The sequence below is a fragment of the Specibacter sp. NPDC057265 genome (assembly GCF_042668835.1).
Lineage (GTDB): Bacteria > Actinomycetota > Actinomycetes > Actinomycetales > Micrococcaceae > Specibacter.
Genome location: NZ_JBHUYE010000031.1, coordinates 1 through 16,202, shown reverse-complemented (window position 1 = coordinate 16,202; position 16,202 = coordinate 1). Strand labels below are relative to the sequence as shown.

General features: G+C 55.4%; 12 protein-coding genes and 1 pseudogene. 6 read left to right on the top strand and 7 right to left on the bottom strand.

The window, feature by feature from the left end:
* The first annotated feature begins 780 nt into the window (after window positions 1-780).
* The 4 genes from ACFUCV_RS14480 to ACFUCV_RS14465 all read left to right on the top strand — a co-directional run bounded on the left by ACFUCV_RS14480 (window position 781) and on the right by ACFUCV_RS14465 (window position 6,020).
* Window positions 781-1,878 carry a DUF3644 domain-containing protein gene (locus ACFUCV_RS14480; protein ID WP_380816961.1) on the top strand — a complete coding sequence of 366 codons (1,098 nt, stop codon included), beginning with the start codon at window positions 781-783 and terminating at the stop codon, window positions 1,876-1,878.
* Window positions 1,879-1,965: 87 nt separating this feature from the next.
* A complete protein-coding gene (locus tag ACFUCV_RS14475; protein WP_380816960.1) occupies window positions 1,966-2,835 on the top strand; it encodes a hypothetical protein in 870 nt (289 codons plus the stop codon).
* Window positions 2,836-2,937: 102 nt separating this feature from the next.
* Window positions 2,938-3,669 (top strand): hypothetical protein, encoded by a 732-nt coding sequence (locus ACFUCV_RS14470; RefSeq protein WP_380816958.1) that lies wholly within the window; start codon window positions 2,938-2,940, stop codon window positions 3,667-3,669.
* Between the two features lie 1,052 nt (window positions 3,670-4,721).
* Window positions 4,722-6,020, top strand: coding sequence for a hypothetical protein (locus ACFUCV_RS14465; RefSeq protein ID WP_380816956.1), 1,299 nt, complete (start codon window positions 4,722-4,724; stop codon window positions 6,018-6,020).
* Window positions 6,021-7,370: 1,350 nt separating this feature from the next.
* Here ACFUCV_RS14465 and ACFUCV_RS14460 read toward each other — a convergent pair.
* Together ACFUCV_RS14460 and ACFUCV_RS14455 are read right to left on the bottom strand one after the other, a co-directional pair.
* Window positions 7,371-7,475: pseudogene (locus tag ACFUCV_RS14460) on the bottom strand (hypothetical protein); the annotation flags it as partial.
* 21 nt (window positions 7,476-7,496) lie between these two features.
* Window positions 7,497-8,804: an ISL3 family transposase gene (locus ACFUCV_RS14455; RefSeq protein WP_380816954.1), complete on the bottom strand. Its 1,308-nt coding sequence runs from the start codon at window positions 8,802-8,804 to the stop codon at window positions 7,497-7,499.
* Window positions 8,805-9,111: 307 nt separating this feature from the next.
* Here ACFUCV_RS14455 and ACFUCV_RS14450 point away from each other — a divergent pair, with 307 nt between their 5' ends.
* The gene (locus ACFUCV_RS14450; protein ID WP_380816952.1) at window positions 9,112-10,830 is read left to right on the top strand and encodes a DUF262 domain-containing protein; all 1,719 of its coding nucleotides are present in this window, start codon (window positions 9,112-9,114) and stop codon (window positions 10,828-10,830) included.
* Between the two features lie 159 nt (window positions 10,831-10,989).
* On the opposite strand, the gene ACFUCV_RS14445 is transcribed toward ACFUCV_RS14450, so the two are convergent.
* The 5 genes from ACFUCV_RS14445 to ACFUCV_RS14425 all read right to left on the bottom strand — a co-directional run bounded on the left by ACFUCV_RS14445 (window position 10,990) and on the right by ACFUCV_RS14425 (window position 15,348).
* Window positions 10,990-12,078, bottom strand: coding sequence for a DUF4192 domain-containing protein (locus tag ACFUCV_RS14445; RefSeq protein WP_380816950.1), 1,089 nt, complete (start codon window positions 12,076-12,078; stop codon window positions 10,990-10,992).
* Window positions 12,079-12,205: 127 nt separating this feature from the next.
* Window positions 12,206-13,174: a hypothetical protein gene (locus ACFUCV_RS14440; RefSeq protein ID WP_380816948.1), complete on the bottom strand. Its 969-nt coding sequence runs from the start codon at window positions 13,172-13,174 to the stop codon at window positions 12,206-12,208.
* Complete coding sequence (locus tag ACFUCV_RS14435; protein WP_380816946.1) at window positions 13,174-13,740, bottom strand: hypothetical protein; 567 nt, start codon at window positions 13,738-13,740, stop codon at window positions 13,174-13,176. The genes ACFUCV_RS14440 and ACFUCV_RS14435 overlap by 1 nt, the downstream gene beginning before the upstream one ends.
* A 97-nt stretch (window positions 13,741-13,837) precedes the next feature.
* Window positions 13,838-14,344 carry a hypothetical protein gene (locus ACFUCV_RS14430; RefSeq protein ID WP_380816944.1) on the bottom strand — a complete coding sequence of 169 codons (507 nt, stop codon included), beginning with the start codon at window positions 14,342-14,344 and terminating at the stop codon, window positions 13,838-13,840.
* 119 nt (window positions 14,345-14,463) lie between these two features.
* Complete coding sequence (locus ACFUCV_RS14425; protein WP_380816941.1) at window positions 14,464-15,348, bottom strand: oxygenase MpaB family protein; 885 nt, start codon at window positions 15,346-15,348, stop codon at window positions 14,464-14,466.
* 233 nt (window positions 15,349-15,581) lie between these two features.
* On the opposite strand from ACFUCV_RS14425, the gene ACFUCV_RS14420 reads away from it, so the two are divergent.
* Window positions 15,582-16,118: a hypothetical protein gene (locus tag ACFUCV_RS14420; RefSeq protein ID WP_380816937.1), complete on the top strand. Its 537-nt coding sequence runs from the start codon at window positions 15,582-15,584 to the stop codon at window positions 16,116-16,118.
* Window positions 16,119-16,202: the final 84 nt, after the last annotated feature.

Here is a 16,202-nt window from a genome sequence, read left to right as displayed (position 1 = left end):
CCACACGCTACGACAAACTCGCCATCACCTACCGAGCCGGCATAGCCCTCTACGCAACGCTGATCTGGCTACGCCAATAAGGAGACACGTCCTAGCCCGCGAAGGCGCCGGACTGTTCCTTCGGATTCGATGGGCTTGTTGAGGGCCATGAGTTTTGCCCATCTGCAGCCAAGTAGTCTTCCCGCTGATGGGGGAGCGCTGCACTTCAAGCTGGCAGCGGACGTCCAGTCAGAGGATGATTTAGTCTGATTCCGAGAACATCGGAACGAGACACATTATTGAGACCGCCAAGAGCCGCGACAAATCGCTAAGTATGGCACGGTTTGTAACGTACAGCCGTGAGGGCTGGTCATCCTTCAAAGGTTCCTTTGATAAGACCTTCATCGCCCGGCGAAACGGCGACAACCGGCGTTGTGCATCCTCTTCGGCATGTGCCACTTCGATATGTCTCGCAAGTAATGGTGGATACACCGCTTCAGCCTAGAATTTTCGAGACATAGTTATAAGAATCGTCGGCCGTAAATGGACTAGAAGGGCCCTGCGAAAATTGGGGCAGAACCGCCGCAGCGATCACCTGCGAGTGAAACGTCTCGCATCCCTAGGGATAGGAGACGTCCAAACACGCGTTCCGGATACAGTTTGTGGTTTTATCTGTTCTTCTCGGCAGGGGCGCCTAATTAGAAATCGGGCTAACCTAGAAAATGTGCCCGACCTGACATGATGGGAACAAATATCGGTCTCGTCGGGGATGCGAATTAAGCGAGACTATGGGGAATCACGATGGCGCCACGTCATAACTGGTGGTACACGATGCAGGAAGCTCGTCGTCAAGCGTGCGTGGCGGTCGACTTTTACAACAGACCCGGGGAACGCCAGAGCTTTGGTGACTTCGTTGTCCACATGCATCTGGCTTGGCAAAACCTCATGCACGCGCATCTCGTCCAGAACGACACCAACATTTACTTCCGCCTTAAGGCTGGCAGTCGCCTCTACAAGAAAGACCAGTACGGGCAAAAACAATCCTGGGACCTGCAAACATGCCTGAAAAAAGTCTATGGCGAGCAGGACCCAATGCGCATCAACGTCGAGTTTTTCATCGGCATCCGTAACTCCGTAGAACATCGGTATGATCGAAGCTTGGCAATCGCGACCGCACCCCAGGCGCACGCCTACGTCATAAATTTCGAGGCCGAACTAGTGCGACTCTTCGGAGCCGAAGTCAGCCTGGCGGAAGAGCTTCGGTTTCCCGTTTTCGTTCAATCGCTCTCGCCGGAAGGCATGGAGGAACAGCGAATCCTTCGTCGAGGCTTGCCGCTGGAGGCCCAAACGTACATAACTGAGTTCGAGTCCCGTATTCCTGCGGCTGTTAGGGAGGATCCCCGGTACGAGTACCGAATCAGGCTCTCGCGAGTGACCGGACCAAAATCTACGGCTGACCTAGCGTTAGAGTTCGTCAACGCGAAGGACCTGACGCCTGAGCAATTCGAGCAGCTAAACCAGGACGGCAACGCGAAGAAAGTGCTTATCGTGAACCAACTGCGAGAAAGTGGTTTTACGAACGAGATGCTGCCCAACGATGCCGCCAAGGCAGTCGAGCAGCAGATTAATTTCCGGTTCTCCGTTAACGACTTCACGAAACTTCGTCATCGAGACGGCGTTGGGCCAGAGGCCAGAGCGAATCCGGCCGAAAAATGGGCCGACGGAAAACGTTGCATCTACAGCAAGGCTCACAACAATCACGTGTATACCCAAACCTATGTAGTCTCGCTAATCCAAGAACTCCGCGACCCCGCTGACTTCGAAACGGTTCTCGGCCGGAAGCCCCAACCGCCTGGATCAGTTCCCGAGAAGAAACCCAATCCTTTCAGCAGAGTTTGATTCCGCGCACATAAATGGCTCTTCGTAATTAGGCATGGTGGTGTCTCAGGGTGTGCGAAAGAGTGAAAGCGGCGAAGGAGAACATGTATGAGTGATCGAGAAACATACTTTCAGCAGCTAACCCAACGCGAATCCGACTTGGCGTGGACGGGCATGAGAATCGATTTCAAACGGATCGACGAGTGGAACCGATCTAGCAAGGAAGCGTGGAACGTTGGCTCCGGATCAGTCCTACATGCTGCGGACGCACTGACTGAGCCACACCAGGTCTCGCATCTGATGGGCTACCTGCTCCATACTGCAGTAGACCATCTGCATGCGCTTAAAACACTGTTGGATGATGCCACAGCCCAACATACATTCGCTCCATATACCCTAATTCGAGGTTCCATTGAAGCAGCCTCAACTGCGCTATGGATTCTCCAAGATGCTGATCCAGAACTCGTTACACGAAGGGCTCTGCATCTGGAGTACCAGAATTTGTGGGATCAGAGGCGAGCCACAAGGTTGGTGGATAAAGACGCTGATTTCGACAAAGAACGTTTATCTAGTCTTGAGAAGGTCATCAATCTAAACAATTTGACCACTGCTGGGGTCAAGAAACCGCTGCATGTCAGCGAAATAATAGCGACTGCGGCTACAACTTTCGTCCTGCCAAATTCCCGATTAACGTGGCAGATGTGCTCAGCTGCAGCTCATGGACGCCCGTGGGCTAGGCAGTTCCTTACACTCTTCGAAGCCAACGATGACGACGGAATTTCAAAGACCCTCAGCGGGCAGCTCACTTCCAACCAGCTGGCTCTGGCGGTGTCACTGAATAATGCCTGCGAGGTCTTCGATAAAGCTCGAACGGTTCGCAACAAACACTCACGCAATCCCGGCCACACAGGCTCAAGCTTTACCAGTCCATCGCCTAGGCTGCATTTTGTAACCAAAAGGCTGTTTACAGCGAGATAGCAGCCGGCCTGGTGGTGCCGTGGCTCTATTTCGTAATATCTCTCAAGGGCAATCGAATGAACTCAGATGTGCTCCTGCGGTCCAAAATGGATACTATGCAGCATGGTCTCCTGCCAGCTTGTTCAAGACAAAATCGAGTGCCCTCTACCTCAGTCGGAAGACCGCTTGATGGAAACGTTCGCTGCACACCGTCGTTTGGAAGCGGAGTACCACGATCCCCGCGCGTTCAGATATAATCTCAACGCGTTCCTGGCGTCAGTGAGTTCGATTCAGCAGATCCTTCAAAAGGAGGTCGAGCAACGTGGTGACGTACAACGATGGAATCAAGTACGAGATCCCTTTAGAGAAGACCCCTGGCTGAAAGCTCTAGCGAGGGCACGTAACGTCACCCTTCACCAGCAGGCGATCTTCGATGGAAGCCTGGTGCATATTGGGATGTACAGGTGGCGTCGGCACAAACTTTCCGTAGCCAAACAGCTCCCGCACGACGTGCCTAGTGAACGTCTTTTGAAGTGGTTTCCCGATACCGCCCTGGGCAAAATGTTTCTTGATGAGGAGCACTCCGCCTGGGGCGAGGAATACGGAGTATGGCGGCAATACAACATAGCTGAGATCAGCGAGACTGAGGACGTTTTGACCATGACCAGGCGCGGTTCAATTCGCTCCCACGACTTGCTGGCCGCAGCCCATCGTCTATACACAATCGAGGCTGGAAACATTCACGATGAATATCTCCTGAGCAAGGATGCTCTTGCTCAGGTGACGGTCCTACTGGAAAGCGATATAGACCCATCCCTTCCTTCCAAATGGGGATGGCACGAAAGTACATCCTGATCTTACCCACCGTAAGGTCGAGCACCTCAAGCGCAGAACCCTTCGTCGGCTCAGCACCCGGCAGCCATAGACGCAGCAGACCCGTTAGCCGTTCCCCTTGCGGGCATCTGCCGCCGGTAATCCAGGCTGTCGAGGTTTCTTTCCACGGTTCTGAATAGCAAACTCTCATTTTTTGCCTAGTTGCCGCTCGGGTGGAGCAAAATAGCTCCGAAGTGTCTCATAACCGAAGTGGCTCATAACCCATTGCTTAAGAGACAAAGAAGCTGACACTGAACCGCCCCTGCTTTGATGCCGCTGTTTCCTTTGAGAAAGCTTCGTTCTTCTTCAGGTTCCTTGTCCATGTATGCGCCGACGCTCTCATTAAACTGACGAAGGTCGTCCACTGACAGGGTCCCTTCTGACCGAGTCACCTGAAACCTACCGGTTTGAAAGAAAAATAACGGCACTTTAGTAGTTATCGTTGTTGCATCTGTGCCCTAGAAATAAAGACCATAAGCCGGGAATGGCAAGCAGGAACCGACCCTCGGACCTAAAGCGGGGGTCGTCGGTTCGAATCCGACAGGGGGCCCAGAAAGCCCAAATATTGCGCTGGTCGAGTTTGTGGTGACCAAATTTTGGTGTGAAGGAAAAGCCCCTACTATTTAGGGGCTTTTTTATTTAAGGCATTGAATCTTTAGTGGGTTAGGGGGTTAGCGGCCAAGTGCATGTATCCCCCGGGCATGTTAATGGATTCTCAGTTGGACGCTGGCAATTATGTAGAGAAGTGCTGCTTTGGCTTCCAACGAGGCGCCACTTCAGCAGTGGTACAGGAGAAGCGCCTGAGTTGGTTCACTGCAAATGACCGCGTGGGCAGCGTTCACAAATGCCAAGTGCCAACAATCAAGCGTGGAACTTGAACCCGATCCACTATTGCCCCGTTTTTCGCGCTCCTCTGGATGGGCGCGGATCGAGCACAGCTCAGCGACCCAGCACACCCCTATTACGCCATGCCGTACGTTCTGGTGAACGTGGTGACGCTCTGATACCAGGTTTGTATAGGTCAAACTAGAAGTATGTGGTTCTTCCTTTCTATTGCCCTGCTCCTCTTGGGCTTCGGCGTTGCCAAGTTCATCGCAGCTCTCCGACAAGGGCACTCGCAGGGCTTGGTTGTCACCCTTGTCAAGATTCGGGAAGCATCAATAGCGAGCAACTTTGTTTTTCTGTCGGGGATTTGTGTAGTGACCGGCCTTCCTGCGAGCTCGGTTGGAACAACAATTGTGACGGTTCTCTGCGTGCTATTTGTGTTCGGTCTGATCATGGTCCGGACGATGAGTACGACAATTAAGCGTGCCAGCGAATTGAACGCGGGTTCATTGGCCGAACTCCTGCGACGTAGTTGGTTTTTAGTCAGTGCATCAGGCAAAGAGTGGGCCAAAAATATACAGATTAAAATAGCGCCGCAGGGATGGGGTGAAATTCGACCACGTTCTTTCAACCTCGACGAAATACTGTCTGTCCGAAATTTTATTTGGATATATATTTTTTTCTTATTCCTTACCCCACCCTTACTAGCGATATTTCTAGTCCAACAGCTAAAGTCGTCAACCGACGAGACTCAGGGCATGCTGACTGCCGTCATCGGCGTCAACGTACTATTGATGGCCTCATGTGTAACGGTGGCCGTGATTTTATATCTTCTTGTCATCGCCGTCCTCCGACATGCCCGCGTCCTCCAATTTCGATTGGATTGGAAAAGCATATTGTCCCGTGTGGCTGGGTTTGTCGGCGCGGGAACAGCTCTGGGCGGTTTTACGGCGGCACTCATCCCGATTGTCAGCTATGTTTTTCCGGCTAGCGAATCGCTTATTCTGGATCAGGCGGCCGTTGTTGCGACAATTTCACCGCAATTGTTTTTTGATCTTCCAGCGGCAGGGGCCGTAGGAGGGTACATCTTTGGAATGTTGGGAATTCCAGCTGGTATTTGGCGAAATGCGACGAATCTGATCTATGCCCACTTGCTTGGTCCGCTGACATTCATACTAATATCCGTGATGCTGAGTGCAAACGGACTGTCCCCGGCCTCGATATTTGAACGAGCGGCTGTGGCATGGCAAAGAACGAGTGGGGGCACGTGTCTTAGCGAGAAGGATCTGGAGACCATGCTTGGGAGCGGAGCTGACCCGACCTCAGTTCTCTTAGCAGCAGATGGTTGTCAGATTGCGGTGGTGATTAGTGATGATCTCTTCGTCGGCATGGTTATTGGGGTAGTTGCAGCATGGTCGGTTGCAGCTTTGTTGTGGCAGTCTCTGAATCCATGGAAACGTTCGGCAAGCAATGAGTTGTATGAGAAAACGGATTTAAGTGATCCTTAAGCAGTAGAGACCTGCTCCCATCGCTGGCCCTCTGCACCCGCGAAGGATTCCGTCCCCAATAGCGAATGGTGTGGGGAAAGGATAACGTCCTCCGTCGGTGAACCGATGCCAATTTTTTTGATTCTGCGCAAAACGGAACGTAGGTAGTAAAAAAATGAAGACGCTACTTGTCCGATGTGGTGACGACGGTCAAGCCATCCGGTGTCGAGGTAAGCTCGAGAACTTTCTGGTCGGAGCCGGTTACCAGAGAGAAACGCTCCGTAGCTGCGTGAAGAGCCTTCGACATGTGGCCGAAGCTGCCTAGAGTGCCGAGAGCGCACTTATCTAGTGCGGACGGGTATCTGGCTGATCATGTCCGCAAGGTCCGCACGCTCGGTGAAAAGAGGCTCGTCAAGTACGTCCGGAGAAGCGCCCAAGGGGTAGTTACTGGCTCTCTGCCGCAAGCGTGTGTGGTCCTGGGCTTCACCGGGATGCCTCGGGACGCCTTCCAGAACCCGCTGCGCGGCAGCTGGACTGCTAGCCGCTGCTCGTCGCCAGGTGGCAATCCCAGCGCCCCAAGACGGCGACTCCTGAAGGTGAGTCACGACGTCGGGCATCACCTGAGATGGCCGAGGTGAGGTTTTCAGCGCCAGCCAGCTAGGCAAGGTAGTCGTACTCGGCAGCAAGTCGCTGGAGTGTGTCTCCCTTGGCAATCTCAGCGGCGCGTACTCGTGTGCCGTCCGCTCCGCTCCCTCAGCGGCTAGGACTTCGCCGAGGATCTGCCTCCAACTGGCGTCTGGTTCGCCCGTGTGGTCATCAAGGGCGGGGTTGGATTCGCACACGTAGGCGGTGTTGCTGTTGCGGCCACGGGTCATGCCGACGTAGAACAGCTCGCGGGTGAGGCAATCTTGCGTCAGGACGATGTGGATGGTGGTCACGGTGATTCCCTGGGCGCGGTAGGCGCTGGTTGCGTAACCCAGCTCGACGGAGGTGCCGAGATACAAGGGGCTGAGCCTGATAGCGGCCGGTGTCCACGCGACGAGCCGTGACAGTTCCATCCCTGTGTGGCCTCTTGGTGATTCGCAGGAGGGTGCCGTTTCGAAGGTATTCGCCGTTGCTGACGGACATGCGACGGTTGTTCTTGCGGGTGATGATGTCACCTCGTCCCGCGGTCAGTCCATCGGCGAGGGAAACCGTGTGCTCAGCATCGACGATGCCCGATTCAACCAGCTCGGCGTGGGCTCGCTCATTCAGGGCGGTCACGGTGTCGTTGTCTGGGGCGATGAGGATGGTTGACTTGCCGTCGCGCTGGTCGTTGGCCCAGCCGCGGTAGGCGTTCTCGACCATGTCAGCGAAGTCGCCGTGCTGGAAGCGTCCATGTTTGGCGTAGAGGTCAATGGCGTCGATATTGCCTTCGCGTAGCTGCAACGACGCAGGACCTTCCCATTTGTGGGTGAAGCGGTGGATGCTGGTCAGCTCGACAGCTTTGCCGGCTCTTCAGAATTGAGAGTGTAGTTTCGGTCTGAATCCGCCTGATTCGAGCAGTGATCGGGCTACGTAGTTGGTGAGATTGTGGAAGCCGAGAGCGGATCCGCGGAGGTGTTCCAGTCGGCCATTGATTGCTTCAGTTGGGCCATTGGATGTTCCTGGTCGGTCGAAGTAGGCCAGCACATCATCTGCCCTGCGTTTCAGGGTCCGCCCGAGTGTTTTGAGTTCCGTGAGCACGGCCGGGACGCCGGTGCTGATGGAATCAACAACAGCCTGCATGAGCATCTTGCCTTGGGTGCGGTCTTTCTCCCGGTAGGCAGCAATCATGCGTTGGTAGATTCCCCACGTGGCCTCCACCTCAACATGCGCATCAGCGGCAAACAAGTCCTCCAGGCGTGTTTGTTGCTTCTCAGTCAGTAGATCGGCACCAGTGTGCAATGTCCGTCGTGCTTTATAGAGCGGGTCGCCAGCACGTCCACGATGTCCGCACGTTGCCTGCTGGATGCGACGGCGGCAGTGATCCAACGCATCCCCTGCCAGGCGTATGACATGAAACGGATCCATGACCGGAACAGCACCGGGTAGTTCATCGGCTGCGGCGCTCTTGAAGCCGGAGAACCCATCCATGGCCACGACCTCAACACTGTCCCGCCATACCTGTGGGCGTCCCTGCAACCACGTGGCGAAGACTTGCTTTGAACGTCCCTCGACCATGTCCAGCAAACGGGAAGGGCCGGTTCCGTCCCCGATCGGTGTGAGGTCAATGATGACGGTGACGTACTTATCCCCACGCCGGGTGTGCCGCCAGACATGCTCGTCAACACCGATGACTTTCACCCCGTCAAAGCGGTGCGGGTCATCAATCAGCACACGCCGTCCTTCGGCGAGAACAGCCTTGTTCGCGGTGTTCCAGGTGACGCCAAGGCCTTCAGCGATCCGGGCCACGGTGAGGTGTTGGCACACGATCCCCTCCAACGCCCAACGCAGCCCTCGACGGGAGAGCTTAGCCCTGGGCTCGGCCGCTTTCGTGGTGCCTTGGCGCCACACATGCCCACAACCGGTGCACTGATAGCGGCGGATACGCACCAGCAACGTGGTGGGTCGCCAGCCCAAGGGTTCATGACCGAGTTCGCGCGTCACGGTATCCCGGGAGACACCCTGGCATCCGCACCTGTGGCACCAGTCATCCGCAGCGGTGACGCGGCAAGCAAGAACAGCACGATCCGGACGGACATACTGCCCGGTCACCTCGAGTCCGAGGCCATCAAGACGGCAAAAAGTAGTCAGGTCAGGGCATTGAAAGGTAGCGTTGAACACGAGGGCCTTGCTGTAGAAAATTTCGATCTAGACAATCTGATTCTCTACCAAGGCCCTCACCTACACCGAACCAAGCTCCCCGCCCCGGACTTCACACGCGGCAGCGCTGACTACACTCTCAATTCTGAAGAGCCATTAAACTCTGCTGATCTGCAAGCTCGCCTGGAACTTTCTTTCAGGGGACAGCAGGATTTCGGGTTTACAACCTCGACTTATGAGTAATCAAACCCGGTCGATGATTGCAGAGTCAGCGGATACCAATAGACTCGGGCTAGTCCTGCCCATATTAGAGATCGTGGAGTGAATAATGGTGACTACCGAGGCCCTGCCGAGTAGCAAAATCCAGGCGAATGAACACGCACTTTCTGACGTTTTCAATGCCAAGTTCAATTTCAGTATTCCCGACTACCAACGCCCCTACTCTTGGGGTCAGGAGCAGGCAGCCGAGCTCCTCAGCGACATTCAGGATGCAGCTGAACGGAGTCCAGAGGAACCGTACTTTCTGGGTTCGATCGTGCTTGTAAAGACCGCCGGCTCATCGGACGCAGACGTCATCGATGGCCAGCAGCGACTGACTACTCTGACTATCCTTTTCGCCATGATTCGTGAGCTCACCATCGATCTTGAACTTCGCGGCAATCTGCAATCCCTCATAGTCGAACTTGGAAACAAGGCTCTCGGGTTGGCCCCGAAGCCGAGACTCACTATCCGAAGCAGGGACAGTGAAGTCTTTAACAACTACATTCAGTCTCAGGGTTCTGCGTCCGAAATACAGTCGCTTGATCTGGAAGGACTAGCTACTGACTCGCAGAAGGCGGTTATTGGGAATGCAAGGTATTTTTTGACCGAACTGACCAAGACGACTGAGGATGAGCGGCTCGACTTGATTCGGCACCTCCTCAGGAAGACATTTCTCGTAGTTGTTGCGACCGCCGATCTTTCTAGCGCCCACAGAATCTTTAGCGTGATGAATGCTCGGGGGATGGACCTCACTCCGGCAGACATGTTCAAGGCTGAAATCATCGGCAAGATTGATGACAGCAGCAAGGAGAAGTACGCCAAGAAGTGGGAGGATGCCGAGGAACAACTCGGCCGGCAGGGGTTCGCCGATGTTTTCCTCTACGTTCGCATGGTCGTTGCTAAGATTCGAGGCCACCGAGAATTGCTTCTTGAATTCAAGGAACAAGTTCTGTCGCCGCACCTTAAAGATCATTCTGCGGACCATTTTGTGGACCATGTTCTGTTGCCCTATGCCTCGGCCTATTCGCAGGTGCGTGACGCCAATTTCTCAGCGACTCACGGCGCCGATGAGATCAATGCTTGGCTGACCAGACTTGCTCAGCTCGACAACAATGACTGGGTGCCACCGGCAATCTGGGCGCTCAAAGAACATGGAGACGAGCCGACTTGGCTTGGACAGTTCTTTGCTAGGCTGGAACGGTTGGCTGCGAGCATGCTGATTAGGCGTGTATACACGACCCCTAGAGCTCAGCGGTACGTCGAGCTCTTGAAGCAATTGGGCAACGGGGATGGTCTTGAGTCCGCAGCGTTCGAACTAGACGAAGCTGAACGAAGTGAAACAAGGCTTGCCTTGGATGGTCCCCTCTATCAAAACAAGCGTGTGGTTAAATATGTCCTGCTGCGTCTAGACGAGACGCTGACTCAGTCCAGCGGAGTAACCTACGCGCACAAATATATCTCTGTTGAACACGTTCTGCCGCAGAATCCGAAGGAAGATTCGCAATGGCGCCAGGACTTCACAGATGACGAGCGAACACTCTGGACCCACCGAGTGGGCAATCTTTTGCTCTTGAATAGGGTTAAGAACTCTGAAGCCTCGAACAGGGACTTCACACACAAGAAGCAAGGCTATTTCACAGGGAAGAACGGGGTGACCAACTATGCCCTCACCACCCAAGTTGTTCAGCAAGAAGCATGGACAACCGAGGTACTGGAAAATTCTCAGACCGACAGAATGAAAATGTTGGTCAAACTATGGGAGCTGGGTAGCGTCCACAGCTCTTGATCGGGAACGAGTTGGGCATTTTGCCCAGTTGGGACTCTGGCCCAAGGAACTTGAGCACAAGCTAGTGCTTCAAGGGAGACCATGCTAGGTCTAACCCAAGGACCATGAGATTCTCAATGCTTCGTGTCGCGGCAGGCCCAGCTCAAATGGGGAGGATTTCTATGCCATCCCCATTCCCTCGATCCGGGGCCCGCGGCTCATGGGCGGCTGGTACGCCGAGTTCTTGTCTATGGCCCAGGGTGCGAGAATGCCGGCGGCGACCATTTGGTCGCTGAGTTGGGCGAGCTTGTAGTTTGGATCCGATTCAAGTGCATGTTGGAAGCACTGGTGGGCGAGGGTTCCCTTGCCTTCCCACCACTGGATGATACCCAAACTGGTGAGGACCGGCGCCGTATCGGGGCCGTCGGCGCGGGTATATAGGTGAAGGAGAAGCTCTTGAGCTCGGTCAACGCGTTGCCAATGAGGTGGGCGTTTGGTTTGACCCAGCAGCAAGTTACCCATACTGTCGTCAAGCCCAGGAATATCAGCCAGCAGCCGGTCCCTCACGGAAATGAACTTGAAATCAGCTAGCAGCTCGGCCGACTGTGCATCAGTTGGTAGGTCGGCGCCTTCGAGCAAGGTGCCCCACAGAGTTCGCGCCTTGGCTGTAGCAACCGGCGGGGTCATGGCCTCGATTCGAAGGCAGTGTTTGAACACCTCTTCGCTCAGGTCCCTCCGAGCCAGAATGGGGATGCGGAATCCTGGGCTGGGCTCAATGCTGGAACCGCGAAACACCAGTTCCGCGTTGAGCTCGCTCGTCTCGATATCTTCAAAGTTGAGCTCGCTCGTCTCGATATCTTCAAAGGGGCTGCGGGCCAGCGGATCAGGGACGATCTGGAAGTAGTTGGTGAATGAGGTTTCGCTGATGATCCAGCCGTCGCGGACTTTGATGTTGTGCTGTGACAGCTCTCCGGCCAGGATTCCAATGACGTCTTCATACGGACGTTCATCCATCGGTTCCCACGGGGCAGGCGTGAAGATGCCAAAAACGACGCCGGTTGCCTCACGGTCGTTGGCAATACACTTGACGACCTCATGCACATACCTTGCGGTGGCCGCTCCCTCTTTGGGAAGTCCCACCCGAAGAGTCGAGCCAATCCGGCGGCCGTCCAGGGTAATGCAGACCAGGCTTTCCTTTGGCCAATAACCGAGGGTATGCCCCATGAGGCTAATGAAGTCTTCCGGGGTCTTGATGCTGAGCCGTTCCACAATTCCTCCGACCATGCACGGGTCATGAGCCAAAGCTCCTGTCACCAGTTCATGGGAAGGAGAAGGGAATGCAACGTGGATGGTCCAGCAGGCGCATAGCTGGACCATCCGCGAATGCCCAGGATCGTCAATTACCCTGCAGAAGCTGTTCTGCCTGGTTGATGAGCACGCGTTCGCGGGGATTCAGCGGCATCCCGCGAAACTGGTAGTCACGTACGTCAATGACACAGCGGTGGAGATGGACAGCGGATTTTGTCTTGAGGGGATCGAAGATTGGAGTCGCACGATTGTGGACCAAGTAGATTTGATCGGTGGTGCTGCGCAGCCAAAGATTCATTAGCAGCACCATGAACCACCGGAAGCGTAAGTTGCGCTGTAGCCGCTGCGTGGAATCGCGGAACCGGGGAAGAATCAGGCCAATGCTGACCAGAATGACAGCCAGACTTTCGAAGGCTGGAAAGGACCAGTTAAGCCCATTGACCAATGCGCTGTTGTGACCGGAACTCCCTTCCAATAGCCCCAGCGCCAGCCGATTGGCCAGAGCCAGAACCATGAAAATACAGCCAGTGGCGAAGCAGCCAATACCCGACTGGAAGGTGCGGCTGCGCATCTCTGGGAAGAATCGCAGAGACGTGCGTGCGACAGAAACACACACCCCAATAATGAACGCTGATCCCGTCCAGAGAAACAACTGCATGCCGGGCTGGTCCCCGTACGCCAGCGGCAGGTTCCGGTTCGTTACATCCACTTTGCTGAGTAGAAAGCCTGCAACGACGCACATCCCTGCCACGGCGGCAGCCAAGCGTCCCCACCTGAGGAGGCGCCGCCGTCGTACTTCATTGTTGAAGGCGGCCAAGACCATGGCGGTGTGAAATTGCCAGAAGCCAGCCAGGATGGCAAAAATGAGGACCAGCCCCACATGGTTGTGCCCGCCGAGAATGGGGTCCGTTGCAGCATAGACGGACGGTATGAAGAGCGTGCAGGCGATGGCGGCAAAGAGTGTAGCGCGCAGGACGGACGCGCGTTCTTTGTCCAGGGCTGTCGGAAGACGGACAGCGGTGAGGATCCAGAGCATTGCCGCTGGAACGTAGTCCATTATCCGAAGACCTTGTTGAATCCAGACGGGTCGGCAGATGGCTCCTGCGGGCGGCGGAGGATACGTTCGGTGAGGAGGTCGGCAAGGTACTCGGCAGTGACTTCGGTGTCGCTGTCAAAGCTGCTGCGTCCGAGGACCATCAAAGGTATTTGGGGGATGCCAGGTAGCGGCGGGAGAAGAAGAGAAATGGCACAGAACTGGTGATTCAGGATCATGTGCGAAAACTCGTGGAGGATGATCAATTGCCGGTGCCAGACAGTTAATTCTGGCGCGTGGAGAACGTAGTCACAGTCTTCACAGTGAAGCCATAGGCCACAGAGATCGTGCCTGTCAAGGGTGGGCATTTCCCCGATGATGATCGGCAAGCCACTCCTGGCCTCGATCAACGATTGGATGCTTTGCAAATCCGGATACTCGCCAAGGTCAAGCTCTCGAATGGCGCCGCGGGCTGCGCGACGGATCTGCAGGGGGTTCAGGTGGGGTAACTCAGCGTTTGGGTCCTGGCCAGATCTTGCTTTGGGCGTGTTTTTACCGACCGGATCCTGTTGGTGCTGCCGAATGAACATTTGCGGAACCCATCGACTTCCTCAGCGGCTGAGACTCAACGCCATGCTTTAAATGCTAAGTCCGTCAGTGCTGGCTGGGTAGGCGTGGGATGAATCTTTATTTGGTGTTGCTTTTCCGTGCGAGGTGTTGCCTCAGGCCATCTTCGCCACGGCTCATAAGTACCCGGTGGGCGTGGGTGAAAGCGGGAGCGGCCACGGGGCTCAGGAATGACATCCAACGGCTGGTGGGCCTGACCCGCCACTCGATATGCATCCGGGTGCTGCCTCCGGTGAGTGCGCCCAATGTGACACGACCTTCGCCGTGTAGGTCACCCTCGGCATCAAAGACAATTTCGTTTGGGCTGTCAACGAACGTCGGGTGATAGGAAACTTTCAGCGTGTAGCCCAAGGAAGCCTTGAAGTTCAGGGTGGCGGTGGTCGCCATCAGAATCTCAGTATCGCTGGCACCAGGGATAAGCGGCGCCCGCTGGAGTGGTTTTGCCAAGGTGCACCCTGGCCACCAATCGGGCCAAGCCATGTTGGGATCGGCAATAACATTCCAAACTTCTTGCATGGTGTTGGGGAATGTCCATGATGATGAAAGGTCGTAGAGTCGAGCTGTCATGGGGCTATTGTTGCACGGCGACTGCGTTGGGGCGGCTGCTGGATGCGAATCCCGTCGTTGACCGTTGGGTAGAAGACAACTAATCAACACCAATATTGGTTTTGCTGGCGTCTTATTGGCTAATGATCCGGCCGGTCTGCTGGTGACACGACGTTTTCCGGACCGACGTCATCGAGGCGGTAGCCGTTGGGGTAGAGGCTTGGGCCTTCTTCGCCCGGGACGAAATGTGGCTTCGTCTTTAGCGGGCGAAGGCGATGGAATGTGTTGCGTGCCTCCAGCACTGCGTGCAGGGCTGTTTTGGTTACCCGTGTGGCGCGAGGGAGGCCGAGGGCATCGGTGAGGCGGTCGTCGTCGAACATTGCGGAGAGCATTTCCCTGGTCAATGGCCTCGCGGGTGCAGGCAGCCTTGATTTCAAGACTTGGACTGTGCTGGCCATCAGCTGTGCGCCGGCGGGGGAGTATGCGACGTTACCATGCTCGTAGCTATCGAAGAACCGTTCCGCGTCTTGGAATGTTGAGGGGATGCCTGCGATGTTCATGCGGGCGCCGAGCTCCCGGCAGAAACGTGTTGCCGCGGTTTCCTCGGCCGGTGTTGGGGTCCGCCAAGCGTGTGTGCGGGCCCACCGGATGGGGACGACGAGAAGTGTGAGTAAGACGTAGAGGAAGTCGTCTTGGCTGCCTGGGACGTGGCGGTGGACGTGGTTGAGCAGGCGGATCATGCGACGGCCGCGTTCGCTGTCCAGTCCGTTGGAGATAAGCTCGTAGGTGACGATGGCCGTGTCGTATGAGCGCTTAACGGGGCGTTGGGTGATCTCGCCGTTGCGTTGCAGGGTCGCTGCGATGCTGGGAATGGCGAAGTTGCGGTAGTAGGCGAGGAAGAAACCGAGCTCGATGTCAGCGGCGAGGTCGTACAGGACCATCTGGCGGTAGGTGGATTCCCAGTTTTCAGAGGCGGCTTCTGTTTGGCGGCGGATAGACTCGTAGAGGCCCTCGTGGATGCGCATTTGAGACCTCCCATCTGGGCACGAATCACTCCGTGGTCTTGCTAGCACTGATGTTGCTGGGTCATTCCATCGTAGACCTCGAGTTGATCGGCGACCATTTGCAAAAAAGTGGGCCCCGCAATGATGAGCGCTCATGGATATTAACAGCCTCGGTAGGTCACGGAAGTTGGAACCTAGGTGACGGTTGAATTCGTGGATTCGAGATTGCCCGCCAAGCGCGCCAGAATGTTGATATGGATGACGACGAGCTCACTGCTTTGGAAGCCGCAACCCTTCTTGAAATGGATGTGCAGACGCTTCGTAGTCGCCTTCGAAGGGAACGCCCCGAAGGAGCCCGGCAAGTTCCACCTAAACACGGTGGAAATTGGTTTCTGCGGCGAAGCTATGTTGGGCAGTTGGCAGCAGAAAATGGATCACAGGAACTGGGCCACTTACCAATTCCGATCGTGAATAAGTGTTTGACACCTACTGAAGAGAAGGACGCTTTGACGCTTCGGGGTAAAGCTCAACAGGCGGCCGTCGTGCACGGAGTCTGGTCTTTGTGGTTCGACTTTGCTCATGCAATGGACCATATTCCATCTTTTCCGGGTGTCTATATGTTGCGACCAGTGGATAAACCGAACACCGCCCCCGTGTATGTCGGTATGGCTGGGCTCAGGAAGGGGAAGGGGCTGCGCGGCCGTCTGGCCGTGTACTCGAGTGGAAAAGGCGCAGTGTCAGGACTCGGCGAACACGCGTTCGATATAGCCCTGGCTGACTCCTGGGGTTAACCTGTTTTCGTGGACACCTTGATTAGCGGGATCGTGGGATTCTGCGGGAGGGTGTTCTCTATGAATGTTGCACGTCGAAAGTTT